Below are 25,121 nucleotides of genomic sequence, written 5' to 3'. Positions count from 1 at the left end.
CACTTTCTCAAAGCCCGCAGCTGTGCAACCCCCGCACGGGCCGCGTCATCAAAGTTTCACCGCTTCAGATCGTGCTTGACCAGCAAGTATAGCGCGCGGAAGCTGTGCGCATGGATTATGACAAGATAGATGCGGACGGGTTCGGGCGCGCGCTGCGCGGCATCGGATTGAACCTGCTGGTGCGCGACGTAGTGGCGGAATGTGCCTTTTTAGAGGCTGTTTTTGACATGGCTGCTCATCAGGTGACTGCCGATTTTGCCATCGTCACTTATGGGGATCAGGTCTTTCAGCTGCACAGCGATGGCACCTATCATTCGAACCCGCTTCTTGGGCTGTTGCCTGAATCGCCACCACGCGGCGCGGGTATGGAAATCCGCCTATATGACACGGACCCCGATGCGGCCGTCGGGCGTGCCGAGGCGCTGGGAGCGATGGTTCTGCAACAGGCCACCGACAAACCGCACGGGCTGCGCGAGGCCTATATCCTGTGTGAAAACGGATATGCCTGGGTGCCGAGCCGTCCCAAGGATTAACCCCTCACCCTGCTTCGGCAGCGATTTCCCGGCGTATCCAATCGGCAAAGGCCACCGCGCCCGGTGTCTGCTCGGCCTGCGGTGAGAGCAGCAGGTAGTAGGCCTCTTGCATCGCTTCGCGATGGGCGAAGGGCGCGACAAGGCGGCCTGCCTCGATCAGGTGCCGGGCGATCGTATCATGGGCCAGGCAAAGGCCGCCGCCCGCCATGGCGACCGACAAGCTGACCAGATAGGTCGTGGAATAGGTGATGGGCGGGTCCGGCCAATGCAGCCCACAGGCTTCGGCCCAGTTTGCCCAGTTCGACAAGAGGTTCGAGCAATCATAAAGCGGCTGATCGGCCAGCATGTCCAGCGTCACCGGATAACCCGGTGCGCAGACCGGGTAATAGTGATCGCTGCGCAGCAACTCGGTCCGCACGGTATCGGCGGGGCGCAGGGAATAGCGGATTTCGACCGAGGCCCCCTCGGCCATCTCGCGCGGTTCCCACAGTTCGGTCGAGATGGTCAGCCGAATATCGGGGTGCCGGGCCTGAAACCGGGGCAGGCGCGGGGCCAGCCAGTTGGCCGCGAAGGTGATGTTGCTTTGTACCTGCACGGTGTTGTGCTGATCACCGGTGACCGCGCGGGTCCCCTGCAGCAGGGTGCGAAACGCCTCGCGCACCACCGGCAGATAGGTGATCCCCGCCTCGGTCAGTTCCAGTGCACGGGGTCTGCGGTGAAACAGGGGCTGACCCAGATACCCTTCCAGCGACTTGATCTGCTGGCTGACCGCGCTCTGCGTCATGTTCAGATCGCGCGCGGCGCCGGTGAACGACAGGTGCCGGGCCGCAGCCTCGAAGGTGCGCAGCCAGCCGAGTGGGGGAAGGGCGGTTTTCATCACATAACCTTGCCATAAGTTTTACTACTGCAATAGGTTCAATTTTTTCGTTGGTCAAAACCGCGTGCCGGAGTCAGGCTGTCTGACGACACAGGGAGAGCTGGCATGAGCGTGACCAATCTGCGACCGAACATGGATCATTGGGCCGAGCGTGTGGATCTGGCCGCTGCGTTCCGCTGGACCGTACGGCTGGACATGCATGAGGGTGTGGCCAATCACTTCAGCCTTGCGGTGAACGAGGACGGCACGCAGTTCTTGATGAACCCCAACCAGATGCATTTCGACCGCATCCGCGCCTCGGATCTGCTGCTGCTGGACGCCAATGACCCCAAGACAATGGAAATGCCCGGCGCGCCGGACCCGACCGCCTGGGGTCTGCATGGCTCGATCCATCGTCATTGCACCCATGCGCGCTGCGTGATGCATGTGCATTCGATCTTTGCCACCGTGCTGGCCTCGCTGGCCGACAGTACCTTGCCGCCGATCGATCAGAACACCGCGACCTTCTACAACCGCTATGTAGTGGATGAGGAATTCGGCGGGCTGGCTTTTGAGAGCGAGGGCGAACGTTGTGCCGCGATGCTCAGCGATCCGAAGAAGCAGGTCATGATCATGGGCAATCATGGTGTGCTGGTGATCGGCCGGGATGTCGCGGATGCCTTTAACAGGCTCTATTATTTCGAACGCGCGGCCGAGACCTATATTCGCGCGCTGCAAACCGGGCAGCAGTTGCGGGTGCTGTCCGACGAGATTGCCGAGAAAACCGCGCGCGAGCTGGAGGATTATCCCGATCAGGCCGAAGCGCATCTGCGCGAGATCAAGGCCATCCTGGATAGTGAAAGCTCCACCTACGCGAGTTGACCACCATGACGGACACGCCTCAGCAAGAAGAGATGAGCCGCGAGTGGAACTACCATCCGGACTTGCCGCTGCATAACCCTTCGATCTTTCGCTGGCCGCCCGATCCGGGCTTTCTGGCACGCTGGCTGGTCAAGAACTGGCTGACGTTGAGCGAGCGGGTGCTGATGCTGGCCCTGGCCATCGCGCTCTGGGCGTTTTTCTACCCTTCGCTCGATGCCGCGCGCAGCGTTGCCTTTGGTTGGATTTTTCAGGTCTGGCTGGTGAACCTTGCGATCATCTTTGCCATCTCGGGCGGGCTGCATTGGTATTTCTACATGCGCAGGGCGCAGGGCAAGAAGCTCAAATTCGAGCGTCGCGACATGGGGACCAGAAACAGGTTGTGGGATTTCAACGATCAGGTGCATGACAACATGTTCTGGTCTCTGGGTTCGGGCGTGCTGCAACTGACCGGGTTTCAGATCGTGACCATGTGGCTGATGGCAAACGGCTATGCGCCCGTGATCAGTTTTGCCGAGCACCCGATCTGGTTCGTGCTCTGGCTGATCCTGCTGCCGATCTGGTCGGCCTTTCATTTCTACTGGGTGCACCGGCTGTTGCATCTGCCCTTTCTGTATCGCAGGGTCCACAGCCTGCATCACCGCAACGTCAATATCGGCCCGTGGTCGGGGTTCTCGATGCATCCGGTTGAACACCTGCTCTATCTCTCGTCGCTTTGCATCCACTGGATCGTGCCCAGCCACCCGATCCACCTCTACTTTCATGTCGTGTTTCAGGGGCCGGGCGCGGCGATGACCCATACCGGCTATGAGGACCTGCTGATCAAGGACAAGCGCAGGCTGGCGCTGGGCACGTTCTACCATCAACTGCACCACCGGTATTACGAGTGCAATTACGGCAATCAGGAGATGCCCTGGGATCGCTGGTTCGGCACTTTCCACGACGGCTCGCCCGAGGCGACCACCGAGACCCGCGCGCGCAAGAAACGGATGTTTGGATAAATTCCCTTATTAGAGCCGCTTTTTGCGCATCTCGCTCGGTGATTGACCGAACTCGCCGCCAAAGGCGCGCGTCATTGCACTGGCATTCTCGTAGCCCGCGCGTACGGCGATCTCGGACACAGGTAGATCGGTCTCGCTGACCATCTTGCGCGCCAGATTGAGCCGCATCCGGCGATAGACCCGCGCAGGTCCCGCGCCCAACTCGGCCTTCATGCGCACCTCTAACGCTTTCTGCGTCAGTCGCGCCTGCGCGGCGATGTCGGGGATTGCCAAGGGCTGTTCCAGATTGGCCTGCATCGCGGCCAGCGCCCGGTTGACCGGCGCGCTGGTGCCGCTGCTGGCATGGGAGCGCGCCGAGTCGCGCGTCATGAACAGCTGCGCCACCTCCAACGCCAGCGCCTGACCGTGATCGCGCCCGATCAGATGCATGACCAGATCAAACGCCGCCATCGCACCAGAACAGGTGATGCGGTTGCCATCGATCACAAAGCGTTCGCGCAGCACCTCGGTTTCCGGAAACCGCTCCGCAAAACCGGTCAGCTCTTCCCAGTGAATCGTGGCTTTGAGGTCGGTCAGCAGACCCGCCTCGGCCAGAAGCCAGCTGCCTGTGTCCAGGCCAACCAAGGTGGAAAAACGGCCTGCCGCGCTGCGCAGGGCGGCACCGATGGGCCAGTTCAGGTAGTTACGAAACCCATAAGACGGCATCACCATCAGCAAATCGCCGCCCTCATCGCTCAACCGCGCGTGCGGCGCGACGCGCAGCCCGCTGGACGAGGTGACCGACCCGGCATCCAGCGACAGGAACCGCCACTCATAGAGTGTCTTGCCTGACAGCATGTTCGCGGCGCGCAGCGGTTCGATACTGTTGGCTAGGCAATGGTTGGAGAAGCCATCAAACAGCAAAACGCCGAAAGACTGACAGCGCGACGATGATTTTTGCCATTGTTGCATGATAAGCATCTAACTCTGCATGATATCCGCAGCAAGACGCGCGACCATCCCCTAAACGGATTTTCGGAGCGCGCTATGCAGTTTGGCCTGAGTGACGAGCAGGAGATGATCGTCTCGACCGTCCGCAGCTTTGTGGAAAACGAGATCTATCCGCATGAGGCTGAGGTCGAGCGTACCGGGCAGGTGCCGCAGGAACTGGGCGAGGCGATCAAGCAGAAAGTCATCGATCTGGGATTCTATGCCTGCAACTTCCCAGAAGAAGTTGGCGGCGCCGGATTGAGCCATCTGGATTTCACATTGGTTGAACGCGAGTTGGGGCGCGGATCAATGGCGCTGACGCATTTCTTCGGTCGCCCGCAGAACATCCTGATGGCCTGCAACGAAGAGCAGCGTGAGCGTTATCTGTTGCCCGCCGTGCGGGGCGAGCGGATGGACGCGCTGGCGATGACCGAACCGGATGCGGGCTCGGATGTGCGGGGCATGAAATGTCAGGCGCGGCGCGATGGCGGGGATTGGGTGATCAACGGCTCGAAACACTTCATCTCGGGTGCGGAACATGCCGATTTCTTTATCGTGTTTATCGCCACAGGCGTGGATGAGACTCCCAAAGGGCCGAAAAAACGGATCACGACCTTTCTTGTGGATCGCGGTACGCCCGGTTTCGAGGTGCGCGAAGGGTATAACTCGGTCAGCCACAAAGGTTACAAGAACTACATCCTCTACTTTGATAACTGCCGCCTGCCGGATGCGCAGGTTCTGGGCGAGGTCGATGGTGGTTTTGCGGTGATGAATGAGTGGCTCTATGCAACGCGATTGACGGTCGCAGCCTTCAGCGTCGGCCGCGCGCGGCGGTGTTTCGATTATGCGCTATCCTACGCCGCTGAGCGCAAGCAGTTCGGCCAGCCCATAGGCAAGTTCCAGGGCGTGAGCTTCCAGATCGCCGACATGATCACCGAGATCGATGCGGCGGACTGGCTGACACTGGCCGCCGCCTGGCGGTTGGATCAGGGTCTGCCCTCGAACCGAGAGATCGCCTCGGCCAAGCTGTACGCGTCCGAGGCGCTGGCGCGGGTGACTGACACCACTTTGCAGATCTTTGGCGGTATGGGGCTGATGGATGATTTCCCGATCGAGCGATTCTGGCGCGACGCGCGGGTCGAGCGGATTTGGGACGGCACCTCGGAAATCCAACGCCATATCATCAGCCGCGAGCTGCTGCGGCCTTTGGGGGCATAATGACCAAACCAAGTATCCGCATCACCTATTGCACCGGCTGTAACTGGATGCTGCGTGCCTCCTGGATGGCGCAGGAACTGCTTTCGACCTTTGGCAGCGATTTGGGCTCGGTCACGTTGATCCCTGATGACTCGGGCGGTGTGTTCGAGATCCACGTCGATGATCACCTGCTGTGGGAGCGCAAGCGCGATGGCGGTTTTCCAGATGCGCGCGAGCTGAAATCCCGCCTGCGTGACAAGATCGCGCCCGAGCGCGATCTGGGTCACCTCGACCGGAACTAGGGGTAGCAATGGTGCGCGATCTGTCCCGTTTGCTCAGGCCGTCTTCGATCGCGGTGATCGGCGGCGGTGCGTGGTGCGCGTCCATCATCGAGTCCACGCGCCGGATCGGGTTCGAAGGCGAGATTTTTCCAGTGCATCCCAGGGGCAAAGACATTGCGGGGCTGCCCTCTTATCGCCGGATCGAAGATTACGCCGGCCCAATTGACGCAGCTTTTGTCGGCGTCAATCGCCACGCAACGATCGATATCGTGCGCACCCTCAGTGCGCGGGATGCCGGGGGCGCAATCTGTTTCGCCTCGGGCTTTACCGAAGCGGCGGCCCAAGATCAGTCGGGCTCCGATCTGCAATCGGCGCTGGTTGCGGCGGCGGGGGATATGCCGATCCTCGGGCCGAACTGCTATGGCTTCGTCAACGCGCTGGACCGGGTCGCGATCTGGCCCGATCAGCACGGGATGCAGCCCGTGGACCGGGGCGTTGCCATCCTGACCCAAAGCTCGAACATTGCCATCAACCTGACTATGCAGAAACGCGGGTTGCCTTTGGCCTACATGGTCACGGTGGGCAATCAGGCGCAGACCGGATTGGCCGAGATGGCCACGGCTTTGCTGGAGGACGAGCGGGTAACCACGCTGGGCCTGCATATCGAAGGTTTCGGCGATCTGCGCGGGTTCGAGGTGATGGCGGCGCGCGCGGCAGAACTGGGCAAGCCGGTCGTCGCGCTCAAGGTCGGTAAATCGGCGCAGGCGCGTGCCGCCACCGTCTCTCACACCGCCTCGCTGGCGGGGGGAGATGCGGGGGCACAGGCCTTGCTGGCGCGTCTCGGCATCCCGCGCCTGAACAGCCTGCCCGCGTTTCTGGAAACGCTGAAGCTGCTGCATGTGAGGGGCTGGCTGCCCTCCAACACCATCGCGACCATTAGTTGCTCGGGTGGTGAAGCCAGCCTTGCCGCTGACAGCGCCCTTGGCCGTGATCTGGTCTTCCCGCCGCTCAACGACCGCCAGCGCAGCGATTTGCGGGCCGCGTTGGGGCCAATGGTGGCGCTGGCCAACCCGCTGGATTACAACACATATGTCTGGCGTGATGTGCCCGCAATGACGGCGGCCTTTGCGGCGATGCTGGACCCAGACCTGGCGATGACCTTGCTGGTCGTGGATTTCCCCCGCGATGATCGTTGCTCGGCCCGGGACTGGGACTGTGCCATCGAAGCGGTGATTGGTGCGCTGGGCCGGACCGATCTGCCGATTGCCATGGTGGCGACCCTGCCCGAACTGATGCCCGAGGAGGTTGCCGACCGTCTGAGAGCACATGGGATCGTCGCGTTTCACGGCTTGGACGAGGCACTTGCCGCCTGCGAGGCCGCCTGTCGTCCGCGCCCGACGAGGTCCGCACCCCTCCTGCTGCCCGGCGCTGCGCGTGACGCCATTCTGATCCCCGAGGCCGAGGCCAAGCAACGGCTGGCACAGCACGGGTTGCGTGTGCCGAGGTCCGAGCGTTGTGACGATGCGGCCACCGCAGCGCAAGCGGCGGAGCGCATCGGCTTTCCGGTTGTCCTGAAGGGCGAAGGGATCGCGCATAAGACAGAAGCGGGTGCCGTGGCTTTGAACCTCGCAAACGGCGATGCCGTTGCGGAGGCCGCCAATAGCATGCCTGCCGAGTGTTTTCTGGTTGAAGAAATGATCACCGGCGGTGTTGCAGAACTGCTGGTGGGTGTGCTGCGTGATCCTGCACATGGCTTTGTCCTGACCCTTGCCGCGGGGGGCGTTTTGACAGAGCTGTTGCAGGACAGCGCATCGCTGCTGCTGCCCGCAAGTGACGAGATGATTGTGACAGCGTTGGACAGCTTGCGGATCGGGCGCGTGATCGCGGGCTATCGCCGGCAGACGGGTGCTGATAAACGGGCTCTGATAAGGGCAATTCGTGCAATTTGTGACTATGTCCATCACCATAAGGACGATCTGGAAGAGATTGAGGTCAACCCGCTGATCTGCACGTCGGATGATGCGGTAGCAGCGGATATATTGCTGCGGCAGAAGGAGTAAATGATGACTGAGACGCCAATCAGGACCCGCCGCGACGGGCCGATCCTGGAGGTCACATTGGACCGCCCCAAAGCCAACGCGATTGACCTGATCACCAGCCGCATCATGGGCGACGTGTTTCGCAACTTCCGCGATGACCCCGAGTTGCGCGTCGCCATCCTGACCGGCGGGGGCGAGAAGTTTTTCTGTCCCGGATGGGACTTGAAGGCGGCAGCCGATGGTGACGAGGTGGATGGTGATTATGGCGTCGGTGGTTTTGGCGGATTGCAGGAGCTGCGCGGCATGAACAAGCCGGTGATCGCGGCGGTCAACGGCATTGCCTGCGGCGGCGGGCTGGAACTGGCGCTGAGCGCTGACATGATCCTTGCAGCGGATCACGCGAGCTTTGCCTTGCCCGAGATTCGCTCGGGCACCGTTGCGGATGCGGCCAGTGTGAAACTGCCCAAACGCATTCCGTATCACATCGCGATGGAGCTGCTGCTGACCGGGCGCTGGTTCGACGCCGAAGAGGCGCATCGCTGGGGGTTGGTCAATGAGATCGTTTCCGCTGATCAATTGATGGAGCGCGCCTGGGAGCTGGCGCGGCTGCTCGCCAGTGGCCCGCCACTGGTTTATGCCGCGATCAAGGAAATCGTGCGTGATGCCGAGGATTCAAAGTTTCAGGACGCCATGAACCGGATCACCCAGCGACAATTGCGCAGCGTCGATGTGCTTTATGCCTCCGAGGATCAGATGGAAGGCGCGCGCGCCTTTGCCGAAAAGCGCGATCCGGTCTGGAAGGGGCGCTGAGGCGGGCCCGAAACGCAGGATCAGGCTTTCTCGAACACCGCGATGAAGGCGGTGTCATCCTTGTTGTCGCCGGTTGCGAGGTTGCCATAGATGCGGAGTTCGGGCAGTGACAAATGCTCAATCCGGTTGTTTTCTACAAGCGCGTCCAGCTTGTCGGCAAAGCCTTTGGCGGCGAAATGCTTGGCGTTGATCGACAGGGCGAACACCGCACCACGTCGTGCGATGCGCAGCAATTCGTTCAGCGCGTCTGGCCCCACATGCCCATGGGTGAATGTGCCGGATGAGACGATGCCGGAATAGCTGTCGCGCGGAACCGGGACGCCTTCGTTCAGATCGGCCTCGATTGCGTCGCGGTAGATGTCCTTGCGCATCGCGCGCTCCAGCATTTCGCTGCTGATATCGGTGGCATCAAGCGGCCCGACACCCAGATCGGTCAGCACCTCGCCGCAGAGCCCGGTGCCTGCGCCAACATCCAGGGCTGGCCCCTGACCGCCAGCGCGCACAAAGGCGCGGGCGGTATGAACATGCAGCTGATAATCCTCGGTCTGCGCGAATGCCCGATCATACTCATCCGCCCATTCCGCATATAGCCGCCGCGAGTCGTCGGGCGTTTCCAGGGCATAGGCACTGTGCAGGTCGGGTGGTTTGCGGGTCATGCCCAATTGAAAGGCGGATGAGGGATTCGAATCAAGAAAAGATACCAATTACTTGCATCCCGGACGCCCGCAGATCATCAAGGGCGCATGGCAAAGACACTATTTTCCTTCGGGCATGGCTATACCGCGCGCGCGCTGGCGCGGGACCTGAAACCGCAAGGCTGGACCATGATCGGGACAACCCGGTCGCCAGAGGCGCTGAGTGAAATCGAGGCGCAGGGCGCAACACCGCTGCTCTGGCCGGGTGATGTACCTGATCTTGAGGGCGTGACCCATCTGCTGATCTCGATCGCGCCAAAGGCGGATGGCGATCCGGTTCTAAGAGCTCTGGGCGATGAGATTACCGCGCGGGCGGGGCAGTTTGAATGGGTCGGGTATCTGTCGACAACGGCTGTTTATGGCGATCATGGCGGCGACTGGGTGGATGAGGCCACGCCACCCACCCCCACCGCAGAGCGGGGCCGCTGGCGTCTGGCGGCAGAGCGGCAATGGGCGGCAATCCCGCATCTGCCGCTGCATATTTTCCGGCTGGCGGGCATTTACGGGCCCGGGCGCGGGCCGTTTTCCAAGCTGCGCCGGGGCGGGCTGCGGCGGATCATCAAGCCGGGGCAGGTTTTTTCGCGCATCCATGTGGATGATATCTCGCAGGTGCTGCAGGCTTCGATGGCGCAACCTGATCCGGGCGCGGTTTACAATGTCTGCGACGACGAGCCGGTGCCGCCGCAAGACGTGATCGCCTATGCGGCCGAGTTGCAGGGCCTGCCCTTGCCGCCCGCCGTGTTCTTTGACGAGGCCGATCTGACCCCGATGGCGCGCAGTTTCTATTCCGAGAACAAGCGCGTGCGGAATGACCGCATCAAGGAGGAATTGGGCGTAACGCTTCTTTACCCGGATTACCGGGTCGGCCTGAACGCGCTGGCGGATGGTGGGTTCTAGGCCCGCTGCTCGCCGATCGTCGCGACGCCCAGAACGTCCAGCACCTTGGCCTCGATCTGTTCGGCGTTCATGGCGGCGGTGCTGTACATATCCGCAGGGCTGGACTGGTCGATAAAGATGTCGGGCAGCACCATTGAGCGGTACTTCAGCCCCGTGTCGAAAACACCCTCTTCTGCCAGAAGCTGCGCCACATGGCTGCCGAAACCGCCAACGGCGCCTTCTTCGATGGTGATCAGCGCCTCGTGACCCGCGGTCAGGTCCAGGATCAGCTCCCGGTCCAGCGGTTTGGCGAAGCGGGCATCGGCGATTGTGGGGCGGATGCCGCGCGCCTCCAGCGCTTCGGCGGCTTTCTGAACCTCTGACAGGCGGGTGCCAAACGACAGCAGCGCCACACGCGAGCCGGTCTGGATCATCCGGCCTTTGCCGATTTCCAGCACCTCGCCGCGTTCGGGCAGGTCAACGCCGACTCCCTCGCCGCGCGGATAGCGGAACGCGATCGGGCCGTCATCATGGGCGGCGGCAGTGGCCACCATATGCATCAGCTCGGCCTCGTCAGCGGCGGCCATGACCACCATGCCGGGCAGGTTGGCCATATAGGCAATGTCGAAACTGCCCGCATGGGTGGCGCCATCGGCCCCCACGAGTCCTGCGCGATCAATGGCAAACCGCACGGGCAGGCGCTGAATCGCCACGTCATGCACAACCTGATCATAGCCGCGCTGCAGGAAGGTCGAGTACATCGTACAGAACGGCTTCATCCCGCCGGCGGCCAAGGCGGCAGAGAAGGTCACGCCATGCTGTTCCGCGATACCAACATCGAAACAACGGGATGGATAGCGCTCTGCAAACAGGTTCAGTCCGGTGCCATCGGGCATCGCGGCCGTGACCGCCACGATCTTGTCATCACGCCCGGCCTCTTCGACCAGCGTTTTGCCAAAGACCGAGGTATAGCTGGGCGCGTTCGAGGGCGCTTTTTTCTGCTCGCCGGTGACCACATCGAATTTCGCGGTGGCGTGACCCTTGTCGCGGGCCGCCTCGGCGGGGGCATAGCCCTTGCCCTTCTTGGTCAGCGCATGGATCAGGATCGGCCCGGTGGCGCGTGCCTTGACCATGCGCAGAACCGGCAGCAACTGGTCCATGTCATGACCATCGATGGGGCCGATATAGGAAAAGCCCAGCTCTTCGAACATGGTGCCGCCCATGGCCATGCCTTTCAGCATGTCCTTGGCGCGCTTTGCCCCTTCGCGGAAGGGTTCGGGCAACAGCGACACCGCGCCTTTGGCGGCGGCTTTCAGATCCTGGAACGGTTCCTCGGTGTAGAGCCGCGAGAGATAGCTGGAGAGCGCCCCGGTCGGGGGCGCGATGCTCATCTCATTGTCGTTCAGGATGACGATCAGGCGCTTTTTCAGATGGCCCGCATTGTTCATCGCCTCAAAGGCCATGCCCGCCGACATCGACCCGTCGCCGATGACGGCAATGGCATCGCCCAGCCCTTCGGGCGTCACGCCACCCAGATCGCGGGCCACGGCAAAACCCAATGCGGCACTGATCGAAGTAGAGCTATGGGCCGCGCCAAACGGGTCATAAGGGCTTTCGCTGCGTTTGGTGAACCCGCTCAGCCCGTCTTTCATCCGCAGGGTGCGGATGCGGTCGCGGCGTTCGGTCAGGATCTTGTGCGGGTAACATTGGTGGCCCACATCCCAGATGATCTTGTCGCGCGGCGTGTCGAAAACCGCATGCAGCGCCACGGTCAGTTCCACCACGCCAAGGCCCGCGCCCAGATGCCCGCCGGTCACCGAAACCGCCGAGATGGTCTCGGACCGAAGCTCTGAGGCAAGTTGCGTCAGCTGCGTATCGCTGAACCGCTTGAGATCCGCAGGGCGGTTCACAAGATCCAGCAGGGGCGTGTTCGGGCGGTCAGACATGGCGCCTCCAAGCGCGGATTAGCTGTCGCGGGCAATAACGAAGCGCGCGGCCTGCTTCAAGGTCTCGGCGGCAAATCCATAGCCGTCTAACGCGGCGTTGGCCTCTTCGACCAGCTCAACCGCGCGCGATCTGGCCTGATCCAGACCCAGCAGCGAGACAAAGGTCGCTTTGCCTGCCGCGTCGTCCTTGTTCAGCCGCTTGCCTGCTTTTTCGGCATCCCCCTCAACATCCAGAATGTCGTCAGCGATCTGAAAAGCAAGCCCAAGCGCACGGGCATATTGGCGCAGTGGAGCAGGGTCGGATCCCGCCATGATCGCGCCCACACTGGCCGACCACTCGATCAATGCCCCGGTCTTGCCCGCCTGCAGGCGCGTGATCTGCTCCAGATTGAGCGGCACCGGCGCGGCCTCGGCCGCGATATCCAGCGCCTGTCCCAGCACCATGCCCTTGGCGCCGCTGGCCTCGGATAGGCTCTGAACAAGGGAAATTCGCGTCTCAGCCGGCCCTATCTCCGGCCGCGCCACCAGATCAAAGGCAAGCGTTTGCAAGGCATCGCCAGCAAGAACGGCGGTGGCCTCATCCCATTTCACATGTACAGTGGGCCGTCCGCGCCGCAAATCATCGTCATCCATGCAGGGCAAGTCATCATGGACAAGGCTATAGGCGTGCAGCGCTTCAATCGCGGTGGCGGGCCATATCGCGCAGGCTGGATCGACTGCCAACAGCCGGGCGCTTTCCAGCACCAGAAACCCACGCAGCCGTTTGCCGCCCCGTGTGGCGTAGGCCATCGCCTGTGTAACGGGCAGGGTGTCGTAAGCGGCCAGAACCAGGTCAAATTGATCCTGTATCCGCGCCGCGTCTTTCGCCAGCTGGTCGCGGAACATCACATGCCTTCGACGGGTTTCGTTCCGGTTGGCGTGCCGTCGCCATCCAAGGTGATGGCGGCAACTTTCTCTTCGGCACGCTTCAGCTCATCTTCGCAGCGTTTCTTGAGCAAGGCACCCCGTTCATACAGCGTGATCGACTGATCCAGAGCGACATCGCCACGTTCCAACTGGCTGACAACACTTTCCAGCTCTTTCATCGCCTGTTCAAAGCTCATCTGGTCCACGGGCGTGTCGGTCATTGTGCTGCCTTTATCAGTTCTTCCACATGCGCCTTGGTCGAGGCGGCCAGCGCGTTCAGATCATATCCGCCTTCCAGAGTCGAGACGATACGGCCCTCGCAAAGCTCTGCGGCAAGGGTGCAGATCTCGCGTGTCAGCCAGGCGAAATCTGCGGTTGCCCAGTTGAGCGAGGCCAGCGGGTCGTCCTGATGTGCATCAAAGCCTGCCGAGATGATGATCAGCTCGGGCTTGAACGCGCGCAGGCGTGGGAAGGCCAGCCGCTCATAGCCCTCCCGCATCTCACCCCCGCCGCTGCCGGGGCCAAGCGGTATGTTGACGATCGTGTCGAAATCGCCGGTTTCATCGGGGCGACCCGAGCCGGGCCAAAGCGGCATCTGCTGTGACGTGATCACCAATGCGCGGCGCTCGTCCCACAGCAGATCCTGCGTGCCATTGCCGTGATGCACGTCGAAATCCACCACTGCGACGCGTGACAGCCCATGATGATCCAGCGCGTGTTTGGCCGCCAGCGCCGCATTTCCAAACAGGCAGAAGCCCATTGCCGTATCTTTTTCGGCGTGATGGCCGGGCGGGCGGATGGCGCAAAAGGCGTTTTCTGCGTCCCCGGTCAGCACCAGATCAACAGCGCGCGTGACTGCACCCGCTGCGCGATAGGCGGCGTCCACCGAACCGGGCGACAGGAAGGTGTCTCCGTCAATCTGTGCGAAGCCTTCTGTAGGGCGGTCACCTCGGATCTGGTTGATGTAGTCGGCCGGATGAATGCGCAGTAAGTCATCATCCGCCGCCATGGGTGCGGTCACCCTTTGCAGCTCAAGCGGCTCCAGCGCGTGCAGGATATGTTCCAGCCGCGCTACCCGTTCGGGATGCCCGGTGGGCGTCACATGGGCAAGACAGTCGGCATGGGTCAGCAGGGCGGTCTTCATCGGGGTCCGTTCTTTATCTGTCTATAAACATCCTCGCCGAGGGCATAGAACTGCCGCGCAGCGGCATCGATCAATCCGGCGCCAGCATATAACCAGCGCCGCGCACTGTCTGCAAATAGCGCGGCTGCTTCGGATTAGGCTCTATTTTTCGGCGCAATCGGGTGATCTGTACATCCACCGCACGTTCCTGTGCCTGGCCCCGGTCACGACCCAGATCCTCGACCAATTTCGTGCGGCTCACCGCCTCACCGGGTTGCGCTGAAAAAATCTTCATCAACTGGCTTTCGGTGGCGGTCAAGCGCACCAGATCCTCGCCCTGCCACATCTCGCCGCGCTCGATGTCATAGCGGATCGGGCCCAGATGCAGAATCTTGGGCGCGGTATCTTCGGCGGGGGTTTCCGGCATGCGTCGCAGGATCGCGCTGATCCTCAGCAGCAATTCTTTGGGCTCGAACGGTTTGGCCAGATAATCGTCAGCCCCGGCCTCAAGCCCGGCGATGCGGTGTTCGGTCTCGCCACGTGCGGTCAGCAGCAGGATTGGTGTGGCGTGGGTTTCGCGCAGGCTGCGGGTCAGGCTGACGCCATCCTCGCCCGGCATCATCACATCCAGCACGATCAGATCGAAATCGAGCCCCGACAGCACCCGCCGCGCATGGGCGGCATCGCGCGCGGCGGTGACCAGGAACCCGTTGCGCATCAGAAATTTCTTGAGCAGATCGCGGATGCGTTCATCATCATCAACGATCAGCAGATGCGCGTCCAGATCGCTCATGTGGGTCCGTCCTTCAGGTTTCGGTAGGCGCGTTGCATGCTGGTATCCATCATTGCCTCAAGCACCTGTTTAAACCCTGCGACCGCCTCAGGGCCAGCATCCTTGTAAGCCGCCCGCATCCGCGCCCGCTGGGCATCGGACAATTTGGTCTCCAGCGCGCGGCCCGCATCGGTCAGGAACAGATGCCGCTCGCGCTTGTCCACCGTGCCGACGCGGCTTTCCACCAGACCATCCGCGATCAGCGTGCGCAACACACGATTAAGAGACTGCTTGGTGACGCCAAGAATGCTCAGCAGGTTGTTGACGGTGGTGCCCGGCGCGCGGTTGATGAAATGGATCGCCCGGTGATGGGCGCGGCCATAGGCCATTTCGGCCAGAATCCGGTCGGGATCAGCGGTAAAGCCGCGATAGGCAAAGAACATCGCCTCGATCCCCTGCCGCAATTGCTCGTCGGTCAGGAACAACAGGCTTTCGCCGCCATAGACAGGGGCGCTGCGCGCGTCCGACATCAGAGGCCTCCCGGTTGATTTCAGGCAGTTTATGTCAGTCTTGTTGACATTCCAAGAGCAAAGCGGTATCGAGTCGCAGTTTTGGCGCAACTTTATGTCCATTTCGGCCCTAGGTTGCGCAACTTTTTGTAAATCAGTCCTTTTCGGGAGGCACCCCATGGCGGGATATGATGATCGCGACGGCGTGATTTGGATGGATGGCGAACTGACCGACTGGCGAGATGCAAAGGTGCACATTCTGTCGCACGCGATGCACTACGCCTCGTCTGTGTTCGAAGGGGAACGCGCCTATAATGGCAAGATATTTAAGAGTCGCGAGCATTCCGAGCGCCTGATTGCCTCGGCACAGGCGCTGGATATGCCGATGGAATGGTCCGTCGACGATATCGAGGCGGCAAAGGCCGAGGCGCTGAAGGCCAGCGGGCTGGAAGACGCCTATGTGCGCGCCGTGGTCTGGCGCGGCTCGGGCGAGGATATGGGCGTGGCCTCGGCCCGTAACCCGGTGCATATGGCGGTCGCGGTCTGGCCCTGGGGCGCTTACTATGGCGACGCCAAGATGCAGGGCGCCAAGCTGGACATCGCCGAATGGAAGCGGCCCAGCCCGGAAACCATTCCGGTCCATGCCAAGGCGGCGGGGCTTTACATGATCTGCACCATCTCCAAGCACAAGGCCGAGGCCAAGGGATGCTCTGACGCACTGTTCATGGATTACCGCGGTTATGTGGCCGAGGCGACCGGGGCCAACGTGTTCTTCGTCAAGGATGGCGAAGTGCATACGCCCAAGCCCGATTGCTTCCTGAACGGCATCACCCGGCAGACGGTGATCCAGATGCTGAAGGACCGTCAGATCCCGGTGCATGAACGCCATATCCTGCCGGAAGAAATGTCAGGGTTCGAACAATGCTGGCTGACCGGCACCGCCGCAGAGGTCACTCCGGTGGGCGAAATCGGACCCTACAGGTTCGAAGTGGGTGAGCTGACCCGCGACATCGCCGAAGCCTACGAACAACTCGTGCGCGCCTGACCGGCGCGCGTTGGATTTTTAGGTCCGGTCCAATGCACCCCGGCGCACTGGACCGGAGCTGCGCAATCAGCGATCTAGCCACATGCTCATCTTGAGCAATCAGAAATCGACGCCGCGCTGGGCTTTGATCCCGGCCTGGAACGGGTGCTTTACCTCGGTCATTTCGGTGACCAGATCGGCATAATCGCACAGCGCTTGCGGAGCATCGCGGCCGGTCAGGATAACGCCGGTCTTGTCCGAGCGCCCCTCCAGCCCGGCCACAACCTCGTCAGCGCTCAGGTATTCATACCGCAGCGCGATGTTGATTTCGTCCAACACCACCAGATCATAGTCGCCGCTTGCCATCAGGTCGCAGGCCTTGCCGAAGGCTGACTTGGCGGCGGCAATATCGCGGTCGCGATCCTGCGTGTCCCAGGTGAACCCTTCGCCCATCGTGTGCCATGTGACGCCGCCATGCTCCTCAAAAAAGCGGCGTTCGCCGGTCTTCCATTTGCCCTTGATGAATTGAACCACGGCCACCTTCTGGCCCCAGCCCAGCGCGCGGATCACCACCCCGAAGGCGGACGAGGATTTGCCCTTGCCCTTGCCGGTATGCACAAGCACCAGACCCCGGCCCGGGTCCTGTGCCTCGGACACTTTGGCGCGGTGCTTGGCCTGCACCTCTTTCATCTTTTTCTTGTGGTCTTGGGCGTCTGTCATGATCGGTCCTCGCATGTCGGTTGCGCCACCCTATTGCGCAGGCGCGAAAGGTAAAGCTCAGTTTTTCGGTAGCCGCAGAGCCCGCGTCTTGCTGCGCTCCAGCCCCAGCTGGTGTTCGCGCCAGACCACAACAATATTGCCCGCAATGACCAGAGCCGCGCCGATCAGGATGACGCTCGTGGGCCATTCCCCGAACCAGACATAGCCGATCAGAACCGCAAACAGCATCGAGGCATAGTCGATCGGTGCCAGCATCGAGGCTGGACCGAAGCGATAGGAAGAGGTCACCAATATCTGTGCAACCCCGCCGATCAGCCCGGCGGCGATCAGCTTTGCCAGTTGCTCGGGGTCCGGAACCACCCAGCCAAAGAACCACGTGATCAGTGACAGAAGCGAGGCTGTGACCGAGAAATAGAACGCTATTGCAGCTGTGTGATCGGTCGCCACCAATTGTCGAATATGGATCTGTACGAAGGAGCGTGCGCAGGTCGCGGTAAGGATCAGCAGCGCGCCAATCGTCGCGGTATCCTGCAGCGTTCCGCCACCACCCAAGCGGGGCCAGATCATGATCAACACCCCAAGCAGCCCGATCGCAACCGCAGAGATCCGGATCAGCCTGACCCGCTCGCCCAGCATGATTGCGGCCAGGATGATGGTGAAGATCGGCGTTGCATAACCTATGGCGGTTGCCTCCGGCAGCGGGATCAGCGCCAGCCCGGTAAACGTCAGCCCCATCGCCGTGGTGCCCAGCACCCCGCGCCAGAAATGGCCCATCGGGTTTCGGGCGATCAGCCCGTGGCGCAGCTCCCCCTTCAGGATCAGCCAGATGACGATCACCGGGATCGCACAGAAGGACCGAAAGAACACGGCCTGTCCGGGCGGAATCTCGCCATCCAGCGATTTGATCAGCGCAGCAAGCAGCGTGAACAGAAAGATCGCGTTGGTTTTCAGACCGACCGCCAGTAGCGGTCGATGCGATGTTAAGGATGTCGCCATGGGCCGGACACTGCGCCTTTGGATGAAAAAGATCAATTGCTTGATTTTTCCCGACCGCTTCCGCAACTCTGCGCCAGAGTCATCAAAGGAGGCGGCCATGAGCGCTGAGAACCATCTGATATCTGCCCTTCGCGCGGCGAGCGCCGGGCGTGGCGCGAATGTATTTGCGATGGTTCCGGGTGGTGAAGATGTAAGTTTCGGGACGCTTTTTGCCGGGGCAGAGCGGATGGCGGCAGCCCTTGTCGCGCTTGGCGTAGAGCCGGGTGACCGCGTTGCGGTGCAGGTGACCAAGACTATCGAGGCGATCGAGCTCTATCTAGGAACGGTCATGGCGGGGGCGGTGTTTCTCCCTTTGAACACTGCTTATACAGGGGCCGAGGTGGGGTATTTCGTCGGCGATGCAGCACCGGCACTTGTCGTCTGCGATCCCGCCCGCAAGGCCGAGATCGACGCCATTGCGGGGGACGCATGCGTCCATACTCTGGATTCGGCTGGTGAGGGAACGCTGCGAAGCCTCGCGGATGGTCAGGGCGGGTTTGATCCGGTGCCTCGGGCGCCCGGCGATCTGGCGGCGATCCTTTATACCTCGGGCACGACGGGCCGATCCAAGGGCGCCATGCTGAGTCACGCGAATCTCGTCTCTAATTCAGAGGTTTTGCGAGATTATTGGCGCTTCACGCCCAAGGATGTGCTGATCCACGCCCTACCCATCTTTCACACCCACGGGCTGTTTGTCGCCACCAATGTAGCGCTCCTTGCCGGGGCGCAGGTTGTGTTTCTGCCGGGCTTCGACGCGGACGCGATCCTCGACGCGATGCCGGGGGCGACGGCGATGATGGGGGTGCCAACTTTCTATACCCGTCTGCTGGACGATCCACGCCTGACGCGGGCGCAGACCTCGAATATAAGGCTCTTCATCTCAGGCTCAGCGCCGCTGCTGGTGGACACGCATGAGCAATGGGAGGCACGGACGGGTCATCGCATTCTGGAACGTTACGGCATGACCGAGACCAACATGAGCACTTCGAACCCCTATGAGGGCGAACGCCGCGCGGGCACTGTCGGCTTCCCGTTGCCCGGCATCGAGGCGCGGATCATGAAAGACGGCGCTGAGGTTCCGGTCGAAGAGATCGGCGAGCTTGAGGTGCGCGGCCCCAACGTGTTTCAGGGCTATTGGCAGATGCCGGAAAAAACCGCCGAAGAACTGCGCGCTGACGGCTGGTTCATCACCGGTGACCTGGCCCGGAGGGATGCGGACGGCTATATCTCGATCGTCGGCCGGGAAAAGGATCTGATCATCACCGGTGGTTTGAATGTCTATCCCAAAGAGGTGGAAAGCCTGATTGACGACCTGCCCGGCGTGTTGGAAAGCGCTGTCATCGGCGTTCCTCATCCAGATTTTGGAGAAGGGGTTGTTGCCGTTGTTGTGTGTGAAAACTCCAATTTAGAGCCTGATAGTGTCACGTTGGCACTGGAAGGACAGCTTGCGAATTTCAAACAACCAAAGCGTGTCATCCTTGCCGAAGCGTTGCCGCGCAACACAATGGGCAAGGTGCAGAAAAAGGCACTACGCGATCTCCATAAGGACGTATTCGATGACAAAGGCTGAGCTTTCCAACTTCGGAGCACTGCAGTTTGATGTCTCAGGTGATGCGACTTGGCGGTCCTGTTTTGCCGTCAGCGAGTTGGCAGCGCTGTCGATGGGTGCTGTGGGCTCGGCCATGGCCGATCTGATCGTGACGCTTGGCCTGGGACCAAGGCCAAGGGTAACAGTGGATCGGCGGCTGGCCTCGCTCTGGTTTCAGGGATCGATCCAGCCCAAGGGTTGGTCTGTACCGCCGCTCTGGGACGCGGTCGCGGGCGACTACCCGGCGCAGGACGGGTGGATCAGGCTGCACACCAACGCCCCCCATCATCGGGCGGCAGCCTTGTCGGTTTTGGCGTGCAGACCCGAAAGAGATTGCGTTGCCGATGCCGTCGCCGGATGGACAAAAGACAAGCTCGAAGCAGAGATCGTGGCCGCCGGTGGCGCCGCCGCCGCCATGCGTAGCCGCGCAGATTGGCGGGCACATCCGCAGGGCCAGGCGGTTGCTGCCGAACCTCTGGTGCGCTGGGTGCGACGGTCAGGGGAGTGTCGCGACAGGCGGCCCACGAACGACCGTCCCCTGACGGGATTGCGGGTTCTCGACCTTACCCGGGTGCTGGCTGGCCCGATTTCTACGCGCACGTTGGCAGGCTTTGGTGCCGACGTGCTGCGCGTGGACCCGCTGGATTGGCAAGAGCCCGGCGTTGTGCCCGACGTGACGCTGGGCAAGAGGTGCAGTCGGCTGGACTTGAAATCCACGGAAGGGCTCTCACGGTTCGAGACTCTGATCGGAAGGGCGGATGTGCTTGTCCACGGCTACCGTCCCGGCGCGCTGGATACGATCCTGCCCCCCGCGCGCCGTGCAGCGCTTGCGCCGAATCTGATCGAGGTCTGCCTCGATGCCTACGGCTGGGCCGGACCCTGGGCCGCACGGCGCGGGTTTGATTCGCTGGTGCAGATGAGCAGCGGGATTGCGGAGGCCGGATCGCGCTGGGCCGGGACCGACCGCCCGCATCCGCTGCCGGTACAGGCCCTTGATCATGCGACGGGGTATCTGATGGCGGCCTCGGTTATCACGGGGCTTAAACACGCTCTGGCGCAACGCGAGGTCGGAACCGCGCATCTGTCGCTCGCCCGCACTGCGGAATTGCTGGTTTCGCTTGATGAGACGAGAGGGAGCGACCTAGCCGGACCGGTGAAGGCTGACTTCTCGGACCAGACCGAACATACGCCATGGGGACCGGCCAATCGGTTGCGCCCGGCAATCCATGTCGCGGGCACGCCGATGCGCTGGAATCGTCCCGCTTCGAACCTCGGCAGTGTCGATCCTGCTTGGGACTAACCGCAGTTTTCGTGTATCGCGCTGTCGACCTCAGTGGCAAGATCACGCAAAAAGCCCAGCATTAGAGCCTTTTTTTGCTCGGCCAACGCACGCCGAGCATCGGTCAGCCTGTCGTCAGTCAGCGTCAGGAGCTTGATGCGCCAATGGTCGAGCGCATGGGCCAACTTCAAACCGAGGACTCTAAGCAATAGCTGGTCAGAATAAAAAAAATAGGCCCCCGCTTTCGCGAGGGCCTGCTTTTCTTGCCAAAGACGTTTGGGTCAGAGACCGGTGGACACGTCGATGGTGTTACCCTCTTCGAGGGTCACATAGGCTTTCTTGACGTCTTTCCGCTTGCCCAGCTGGCCGCGGAACCGCTTGACCTTGCCTTTGGTCACGGTGGTGTTCACCGCCTTGACCTTCACACCAAAGAGCGCCTCAACGGCTTCCTTGATCTGCGGCTTGTTGCTGTCGATCGCCACTTCAAAAACAACCGCGCCGTTTTCGGACGCCATGGTCGATTTCTCGGTGATGACCGGCTTGCGGATCACGTCGTAATGTTCTGCTTTCGCGCTCATTTCAGACGAGCCTCCAGTGCTTCGACACCCGCTTTGGTGAGCACCAGCGTGTCACGGCGCAGGATGTCATAAACGTTTGCACCCATCGACGGCAGGATATCCAGACCTTCGATGTTGCGCGACGCCTTCAGGAACCCTTCGTTCACGGTTGCCCCGTCGATGACCAACGCGCGCTTCCAGCCCAGGTTTGCAACCTGTTTGGCCAGAGCCCCGGTCTTGCCCTCGGCGGCAGCGTCTTCGATCACGACCAGTTCACCGGCTTTCGCCTTGGCGGACAGAGCGTGCTTCAGACCCAGCTTGCGGAACTTCTTGGGCAGGTCGTGGCCGTGCGAACGCGGCGTCGGACCCTTGTAGATACCACCCTTGCGGAAGATCGGCGCGTTGCGGTCACCATGGCGTGCGCCACCGGTGCCCTTCTGGCGATAGATCTTCTTGGTCGAGTAGCTGGTTTCCGAGCGGGTCTTGACCTTGTGGGTGCCAGCCTGCGCGTTGTTGCGCTGCCAACGGACCACACGGTGCAGGATGTCCGCGCGCGGCTCCAGACCAAACAGGTCCGCATCCAGCTCGATGTTGCCGGCCTTGCCGCCGTCGAGTTTGATCACATCAAGTTTCATGCTTCACCACCTTCCGCGGGTGCTTCTTCCGCAGGTGCTTCGGTTGCAGCCGATTTGATCGCAGCCGGGAAGGGCAGACCTTCGGGCGCTTTCTTTTTCACGGCGTCCTTGACGGTGACCCAGCCACCTTTCGAACCCGGAACCGCGCCTTTGATCATGAGCAGGCCACGATCGGCATCGGTTTTGACGACTTCGAGGTTCTGGGTGGTGACACGGGCAGCACCCATGTGACCGGCCATCTTCTTGCCCTTGAACACCTTGCCAGGGTCCTGACACTGACCAGTCGAGCCGTGCGAACGGTGCGAGATCGACACACCGTGCGAGGCGCGCAGGCCGCCGAAATTGTGCCGCTTCATGGCACCGGCGAAACCTTTACCGATCGAGGTGCCGGTCACGTCCACTTTCTGACCTTCCAGGAAGTGTTCGGCCGAGATTTCGGCACCAACGTCGATCAGCCCGTCTTCTTCCACGCGGAACTCGACCAGCTTGCGCTTGGGCTCAACCTTGGAGGCCGCGTAGTGGCCGCGCATCGCCTTGGAGACACGCTTGACCTTGGGCGAACCTGCACCAAGCTGAACGGCGGTATAGCCGTCTTTTTCGGTGGTCCGCTGGGCAACAACCTGCAGGCCGTCCAGCTGAAGAACGGTCACAGGGATCTGCTTGCCGTCTTCCTGGAACAGCCGGGTCATGCCGACTTTCTTTGCGATAATACCGGAACGCATTCTCATACCCTCCGATTACGATTGCAGCTTGATCTCGACATCCACACCAGCGGCGAGGTCGAGCTTCATCAGCGCGTCCACGGTCTGGGGGGTCGGATCTACGATGTCGAGCAGACGCTTATGCGTGCGGATCTCGAACTGATCGCGGGATTTCTTGTCGACGTGAGGACCACGGAGAACCGTGAACTTCTCGATTTTGTTCGGCAGAGGGATCGGGCCACGCACTTGCGCACCGGTCCGCTTGGCAGTGTTGACGATCTCTTGCGTGCTGGCATCCAGGACGCGATAGTCAAATGCCTTGAGCCGAATACGGATATTTTGGCTTTGCATTCTAACAGCCTTTATCTTCAGGCGTTGGAGTTGAGAGGAGGACAGGCGCCCATCGCCCACCCTCATCGAACCCAAAAGGCGGGAATCACCCCGCCTCAATGTTCTTGATGAGAACCCGCGCGCTATACAGGTGTGTGCGAGGGGTGGCAAGGGGGAATGACGATGCCCCGTGCCCAAAGATGATCAGCCCCAACCCAACGTTTGGGGTGCCGCCCAGCGGCACTGCGGGCGCATGCTGACACTCTGAGCAACATCTGATGGTGTAGCCCATTCACGGAAGATGCAAAACCTGACAAACCGCCGATGACAAGTGCTCAAATCCCGTCTAGACAATCCCCACGGCCCCGTGGCTCAACTGGATAGAGCAGCCCCCTCCTAAGGGGCAGGTTGCAGGTTCGAATCCTGCCGGGGTCGCCAAAACTTCCTGAAAAATATGTCTTATTTGCAAGGGGTTATGCAGAAGCGTGCAGAAACTCCCGTTTCGTTTTCCGGCGAATCCTCCGAAAACGACCGAAATCTCGTACAAAACCTGTACAAAAATCGCACGTCCGTGCGGCTTTTGGGGCGTTCTCATGAGCTGGCGTGTGGCGAATGCGTGTGCGGAGCGGAAGTTTAGGAGTGCGACGCGCAAGCAGATCATCATGTTCTTGGCAGACAAGGCATCTGAGCGACGGCTAGATGTCGTCGAGTTCGTTGAGTGGTTTCATGCCCTGAAAGCTGATCCGAAAGCTGCCGTTTCGGCTATCTCGGATGTAATTTCCGATTAAGCTGTAAGGGACGCTACACGGGCATCAATTCCCTCCCAGGTGCAAGCCAGTAGTTCACCCGGAAAGTCCACTGGGAGAGCACGCTCTGCATCCGCTTTTGCAGTCGGAACCCGGCCTAGAAGATCACCAATTGCATTTTCAACCAAGTCACCCCCCAGCCCAACGGCTTTGGTCGTCTCAAGGAAGTGGCGCTTGACCACCTCATTAATCCGATAGTGGTTCTGATCGCCGACGCACATTGCAAGGCGCATCCGATTGTGGCGGATTTGCCCGTCTGCCACAGCCTTCTGCGCTGTGAGAACGTCATAGAGCGGGATAATTCGGAACCCGCCGCCCGGACGTAAGGCGATGCTAAAGTTCTTTGCATGGCCATCCGTCGCCCCAAGAAGCCAGAAGACGACCTGAGCTTTGAAGAATGTGAGACGGTCATTGTTTGGGGCGTCGCTGGCCGACAAAAGCTTCATACCTTCAGCGATGCCTGGCCCGCCATCCATTTGGTACTTTTGACTCGGCGGGTAGCCAAGCGCCTGACAGAAATCCTCTTGAGGCAGGCGGATCAGCCTGCCGTCGCGCGACCAGCGCCGGTCGAAGCGCGTCACCACCAGCGAGCGCACGTCCTCGAAATCGACGATCTCGACCTCAGCCACTTCCAGCCCCATGGCTTTGCAGAACGCTATGCAAAGGAACTCGTTCTCGACGCTATCGGACAGATTGATCCCGTTCGGCAGCTCCCCAAGCTGCGTTTTCAGGATGTGGGTTGTCGGAGTCATGCCCACGGGCCTGATCCAATCGCCGTCTTTTCTCAGAAGCGCAGTCTTCTCCTGCGCACCGGCGAGTGAAATCCGAAAATCGTCATCCTCAATCCCAAGCGGAGCCGTCGCGAGGTTGCGGAGCACGTCTGCCACCTCTGCGTCTGAAACCGGCTCCCCTTCTAGGCTCCAGACTCATTGATTTACAGCCAGAATAGGACTGTAGCAGCGAGAGCGATGGCCGAGAGGAATACCTTTGGGCATCTGTCATATCGGGTGGCGACGCGCCGCCAATCCTTCAGGCGTCCGAACATGATCTCAAT

At 61.2% G+C, this 25,121-nt stretch carries 28 protein-coding genes, 1 tRNA gene and 1 pseudogene; 12 read left to right on the top strand and 18 right to left on the bottom strand.

All coding sequences use genetic code 11. The annotated features are described in order from the left end of the window. Positions 1 to 110: 110 nt before the first annotated feature. Complete coding sequence (locus AB1E34_RS17375) at positions 111 to 533, top strand: VOC family protein (protein ID WP_372573590.1); 423 nt, start codon at positions 111 to 113, stop codon at positions 531 to 533. Between the two features lie 4 nt (positions 534 to 537). On the opposite strand, the gene AB1E34_RS17370 is transcribed toward AB1E34_RS17375, so the two are convergent. Further along, positions 538 to 1,410 carry a LysR substrate-binding domain-containing protein gene (locus AB1E34_RS17370; RefSeq protein WP_372573589.1) on the bottom strand — a complete coding sequence of 291 codons (873 nt, stop codon included), beginning with the start codon at positions 1,408 to 1,410 and terminating at the stop codon, positions 538 to 540. Between the two features lie 105 nt (positions 1,411 to 1,515). On the opposite strand from AB1E34_RS17370, the gene AB1E34_RS17365 reads away from it, so the two are divergent. Both AB1E34_RS17365 and AB1E34_RS17360 read left to right on the top strand, forming a co-directional pair. Beyond that, positions 1,516 to 2,271 carry a class II aldolase and adducin N-terminal domain-containing protein gene (locus AB1E34_RS17365; protein ID WP_372573588.1) on the top strand — a complete coding sequence of 252 codons (756 nt, stop codon included), beginning with the start codon at positions 1,516 to 1,518 and terminating at the stop codon, positions 2,269 to 2,271. A 5-nt stretch (positions 2,272 to 2,276) separates the two neighbouring features. Then, positions 2,277 to 3,269 carry a sterol desaturase family protein gene (locus AB1E34_RS17360; RefSeq protein WP_372573587.1) on the top strand — a complete coding sequence of 331 codons (993 nt, stop codon included), beginning with the start codon at positions 2,277 to 2,279 and terminating at the stop codon, positions 3,267 to 3,269. Positions 3,270 to 3,278: 9 nt separating this feature from the next. Here AB1E34_RS17360 and AB1E34_RS17355 read toward each other — a convergent pair whose 3' ends face one another. After that, on the bottom strand, positions 3,279 to 4,220 hold the full coding sequence (locus tag AB1E34_RS17355) for a GlxA family transcriptional regulator (protein WP_372573586.1): 942 nt from the start codon (positions 4,218 to 4,220) through the stop codon (positions 3,279 to 3,281). A 75-nt stretch (positions 4,221 to 4,295) separates the two neighbouring features. On the opposite strand from AB1E34_RS17355, the gene AB1E34_RS17350 reads away from it, so the two are divergent. Genes AB1E34_RS17350 through AB1E34_RS17335 form a run of 4 tightly spaced genes read left to right on the top strand, consistent with a single transcriptional unit; the run spans position 4,296 to position 8,565 of the window. Continuing rightward, on the top strand, positions 4,296 to 5,456 hold the full coding sequence (locus AB1E34_RS17350; protein WP_372573585.1) for an acyl-CoA dehydrogenase family protein: 1,161 nt from the start codon (positions 4,296 to 4,298) through the stop codon (positions 5,454 to 5,456). Beyond that, positions 5,456 to 5,737, top strand: coding sequence for an Rdx family protein (locus AB1E34_RS17345; protein ID WP_372573584.1), 282 nt, complete (start codon positions 5,456 to 5,458; stop codon positions 5,735 to 5,737). The genes AB1E34_RS17350 and AB1E34_RS17345 overlap by 1 nt, the downstream gene beginning before the upstream one ends. Positions 5,738 to 5,745: 8 nt before the next feature. Beyond that, a complete protein-coding gene (locus AB1E34_RS17340) occupies positions 5,746 to 7,776 on the top strand; it encodes an acetate--CoA ligase family protein (RefSeq protein ID WP_372573583.1) in 2,031 nt (676 codons plus the stop codon). 3 nt (positions 7,777 to 7,779) lie between these two features. Continuing rightward, a complete protein-coding gene (locus AB1E34_RS17335) occupies positions 7,780 to 8,565 on the top strand; it encodes a carnitinyl-CoA dehydratase (RefSeq protein ID WP_372573582.1) in 786 nt (261 codons plus the stop codon). 20 nt (positions 8,566 to 8,585) lie between these two features. Here the strand turns inward: AB1E34_RS17335 and AB1E34_RS17330 are convergent, their stop codons facing one another. Next, a complete protein-coding gene (locus tag AB1E34_RS17330) occupies positions 8,586 to 9,221 on the bottom strand; it encodes a class I SAM-dependent DNA methyltransferase (RefSeq protein ID WP_372573581.1) in 636 nt (211 codons plus the stop codon). A gap of 87 nt (positions 9,222 to 9,308) precedes the next feature. On the opposite strand from AB1E34_RS17330, the gene AB1E34_RS17325 reads away from it, so the two are divergent. Then, the gene (locus AB1E34_RS17325) at positions 9,309 to 10,157 is read left to right on the top strand and encodes an SDR family oxidoreductase (RefSeq protein WP_372573580.1); all 849 of its coding nucleotides are present in this window, start codon (positions 9,309 to 9,311) and stop codon (positions 10,155 to 10,157) included. Here the strand turns inward: AB1E34_RS17325 and dxs are convergent. From dxs to AB1E34_RS17295, 6 genes are all read right to left on the bottom strand, one after another. Then, positions 10,154 to 12,082, bottom strand: coding sequence for a 1-deoxy-D-xylulose-5-phosphate synthase (gene dxs / locus AB1E34_RS17320; RefSeq protein ID WP_372573579.1), 1,929 nt, complete (start codon positions 12,080 to 12,082; stop codon positions 10,154 to 10,156). The genes AB1E34_RS17325 and dxs overlap by 4 nt on opposite strands. 18 nt (positions 12,083 to 12,100) lie before the next feature. Then, positions 12,101 to 12,967 carry a polyprenyl synthetase family protein gene (locus AB1E34_RS17315; protein ID WP_372573578.1) on the bottom strand — a complete coding sequence of 289 codons (867 nt, stop codon included), beginning with the start codon at positions 12,965 to 12,967 and terminating at the stop codon, positions 12,101 to 12,103. Then, a complete protein-coding gene (locus tag AB1E34_RS17310) occupies positions 12,967 to 13,209 on the bottom strand; it encodes an exodeoxyribonuclease VII small subunit (RefSeq protein ID WP_372573577.1) in 243 nt (80 codons plus the stop codon). The genes AB1E34_RS17315 and AB1E34_RS17310 overlap by 1 nt, the downstream gene beginning before the upstream one ends. After that, a complete protein-coding gene (locus AB1E34_RS17305; protein WP_372573576.1) occupies positions 13,206 to 14,132 on the bottom strand; it encodes a histone deacetylase family protein in 927 nt (308 codons plus the stop codon). Before AB1E34_RS17305 ends, AB1E34_RS17310 begins: the two co-directional genes overlap by 4 nt. Positions 14,133 to 14,202: 70 nt before the next feature. Next, positions 14,203 to 14,904, bottom strand: coding sequence for a response regulator (locus AB1E34_RS17300; protein ID WP_306202641.1), 702 nt, complete (start codon positions 14,902 to 14,904; stop codon positions 14,203 to 14,205). Further along, positions 14,901 to 15,413, bottom strand: a complete 513-nt coding sequence (locus AB1E34_RS17295) for a MarR family winged helix-turn-helix transcriptional regulator (protein ID WP_372573575.1) — start codon at positions 15,411 to 15,413, stop codon at positions 14,901 to 14,903. The genes AB1E34_RS17300 and AB1E34_RS17295 overlap by 4 nt, the downstream gene beginning before the upstream one ends. Positions 15,414 to 15,570: 157 nt before the next feature. Here AB1E34_RS17295 and AB1E34_RS17290 point away from each other — a divergent pair, with 157 nt between their 5' ends. Continuing rightward, positions 15,571 to 16,437: a branched-chain amino acid aminotransferase gene (locus tag AB1E34_RS17290; RefSeq protein ID WP_372573574.1), complete on the top strand. Its 867-nt coding sequence runs from the start codon at positions 15,571 to 15,573 to the stop codon at positions 16,435 to 16,437. 99 nt (positions 16,438 to 16,536) lie between these two features. Here the strand turns inward: AB1E34_RS17290 and cobO are convergent, their stop codons facing one another. Then, a complete protein-coding gene (gene cobO, locus AB1E34_RS17285; RefSeq protein WP_372573573.1) occupies positions 16,537 to 17,136 on the bottom strand; it encodes a cob(I)yrinic acid a,c-diamide adenosyltransferase in 600 nt (199 codons plus the stop codon). A gap of 57 nt (positions 17,137 to 17,193) precedes the next feature. Then, a complete protein-coding gene (locus AB1E34_RS17280; RefSeq protein WP_372573572.1) occupies positions 17,194 to 18,132 on the bottom strand; it encodes a DMT family transporter in 939 nt (312 codons plus the stop codon). Between the two features lie 97 nt (positions 18,133 to 18,229). Here AB1E34_RS17280 and AB1E34_RS17275 point away from each other — a divergent pair, with 97 nt between their 5' ends. Both AB1E34_RS17275 and AB1E34_RS17270 read left to right on the top strand, forming a co-directional pair. Continuing rightward, positions 18,230 to 19,741 (top strand): malonate--CoA ligase, encoded by a 1,512-nt coding sequence (locus tag AB1E34_RS17275; RefSeq protein ID WP_372573571.1) that lies wholly within the window; start codon positions 18,230 to 18,232, stop codon positions 19,739 to 19,741. After that, positions 19,728 to 21,059, top strand: a complete 1,332-nt coding sequence (locus AB1E34_RS17270) for a CoA transferase (protein WP_372573570.1) — start codon at positions 19,728 to 19,730, stop codon at positions 21,057 to 21,059. Before AB1E34_RS17275 ends, AB1E34_RS17270 begins: the two co-directional genes overlap by 14 nt. On the opposite strand, the gene AB1E34_RS17265 is transcribed toward AB1E34_RS17270, so the two are convergent. The 5 genes from AB1E34_RS17265 to rpsJ form a co-directional block, all read right to left on the bottom strand. Continuing rightward, the gene (locus tag AB1E34_RS17265; RefSeq protein ID WP_372573569.1) at positions 21,056 to 21,223 is read right to left on the bottom strand and encodes an HD domain-containing protein; all 168 of its coding nucleotides are present in this window, start codon (positions 21,221 to 21,223) and stop codon (positions 21,056 to 21,058) included. The genes AB1E34_RS17270 and AB1E34_RS17265 overlap by 4 nt on opposite strands. Before the next feature lie 96 nt (positions 21,224 to 21,319). Next, positions 21,320 to 21,616 carry a 50S ribosomal protein L23 gene (locus AB1E34_RS17260; RefSeq protein WP_039523333.1) on the bottom strand — a complete coding sequence of 99 codons (297 nt, stop codon included), beginning with the start codon at positions 21,614 to 21,616 and terminating at the stop codon, positions 21,320 to 21,322. Then, positions 21,613 to 22,230 (bottom strand): 50S ribosomal protein L4, encoded by a 618-nt coding sequence (gene rplD, locus AB1E34_RS17255; protein ID WP_372573568.1) that lies wholly within the window; start codon positions 22,228 to 22,230, stop codon positions 21,613 to 21,615. Before rplD ends, AB1E34_RS17260 begins: the two co-directional genes overlap by 4 nt. Then, on the bottom strand, positions 22,227 to 22,952 hold the full coding sequence (gene rplC, locus AB1E34_RS17250) for a 50S ribosomal protein L3 (protein ID WP_372573567.1): 726 nt from the start codon (positions 22,950 to 22,952) through the stop codon (positions 22,227 to 22,229). Before rplC ends, rplD begins: the two co-directional genes overlap by 4 nt. A 15-nt stretch (positions 22,953 to 22,967) precedes the next feature. Continuing rightward, positions 22,968 to 23,282 (bottom strand): 30S ribosomal protein S10, encoded by a 315-nt coding sequence (gene rpsJ / locus AB1E34_RS17245; RefSeq protein WP_005621947.1) that lies wholly within the window; start codon positions 23,280 to 23,282, stop codon positions 22,968 to 22,970. 340 nt (positions 23,283 to 23,622) lie between these two features. On the opposite strand from rpsJ, the gene AB1E34_RS17240 reads away from it, so the two are divergent. Further along, a tRNA-Arg gene (locus tag AB1E34_RS17240) sits at positions 23,623 to 23,699 on the top strand. A 346-nt stretch (positions 23,700 to 24,045) separates the two neighbouring features. On the opposite strand, the gene AB1E34_RS17235 is transcribed toward AB1E34_RS17240, so the two are convergent. Both AB1E34_RS17235 and AB1E34_RS17230 read right to left on the bottom strand, forming a co-directional pair. Then, positions 24,046 to 24,954 carry a HipA domain-containing protein gene (locus tag AB1E34_RS17235; RefSeq protein WP_372573566.1) on the bottom strand — a complete coding sequence of 303 codons (909 nt, stop codon included), beginning with the start codon at positions 24,952 to 24,954 and terminating at the stop codon, positions 24,046 to 24,048. Positions 24,955 to 25,001: 47 nt separating this feature from the next. Continuing rightward, positions 25,002 to 25,121, bottom strand: a pseudogene (locus tag AB1E34_RS17230) (IS5/IS1182 family transposase); the annotation flags it as partial.

This window comes from Ruegeria jejuensis (assembly GCF_041537905.1).
Lineage (GTDB): Bacteria > Pseudomonadota > Alphaproteobacteria > Rhodobacterales > Rhodobacteraceae > Ruegeria_C.
The sequence above is the reverse complement of the archived record's forward strand: the minus strand, read 5'-3'. Positions and strand labels throughout refer to the sequence as shown.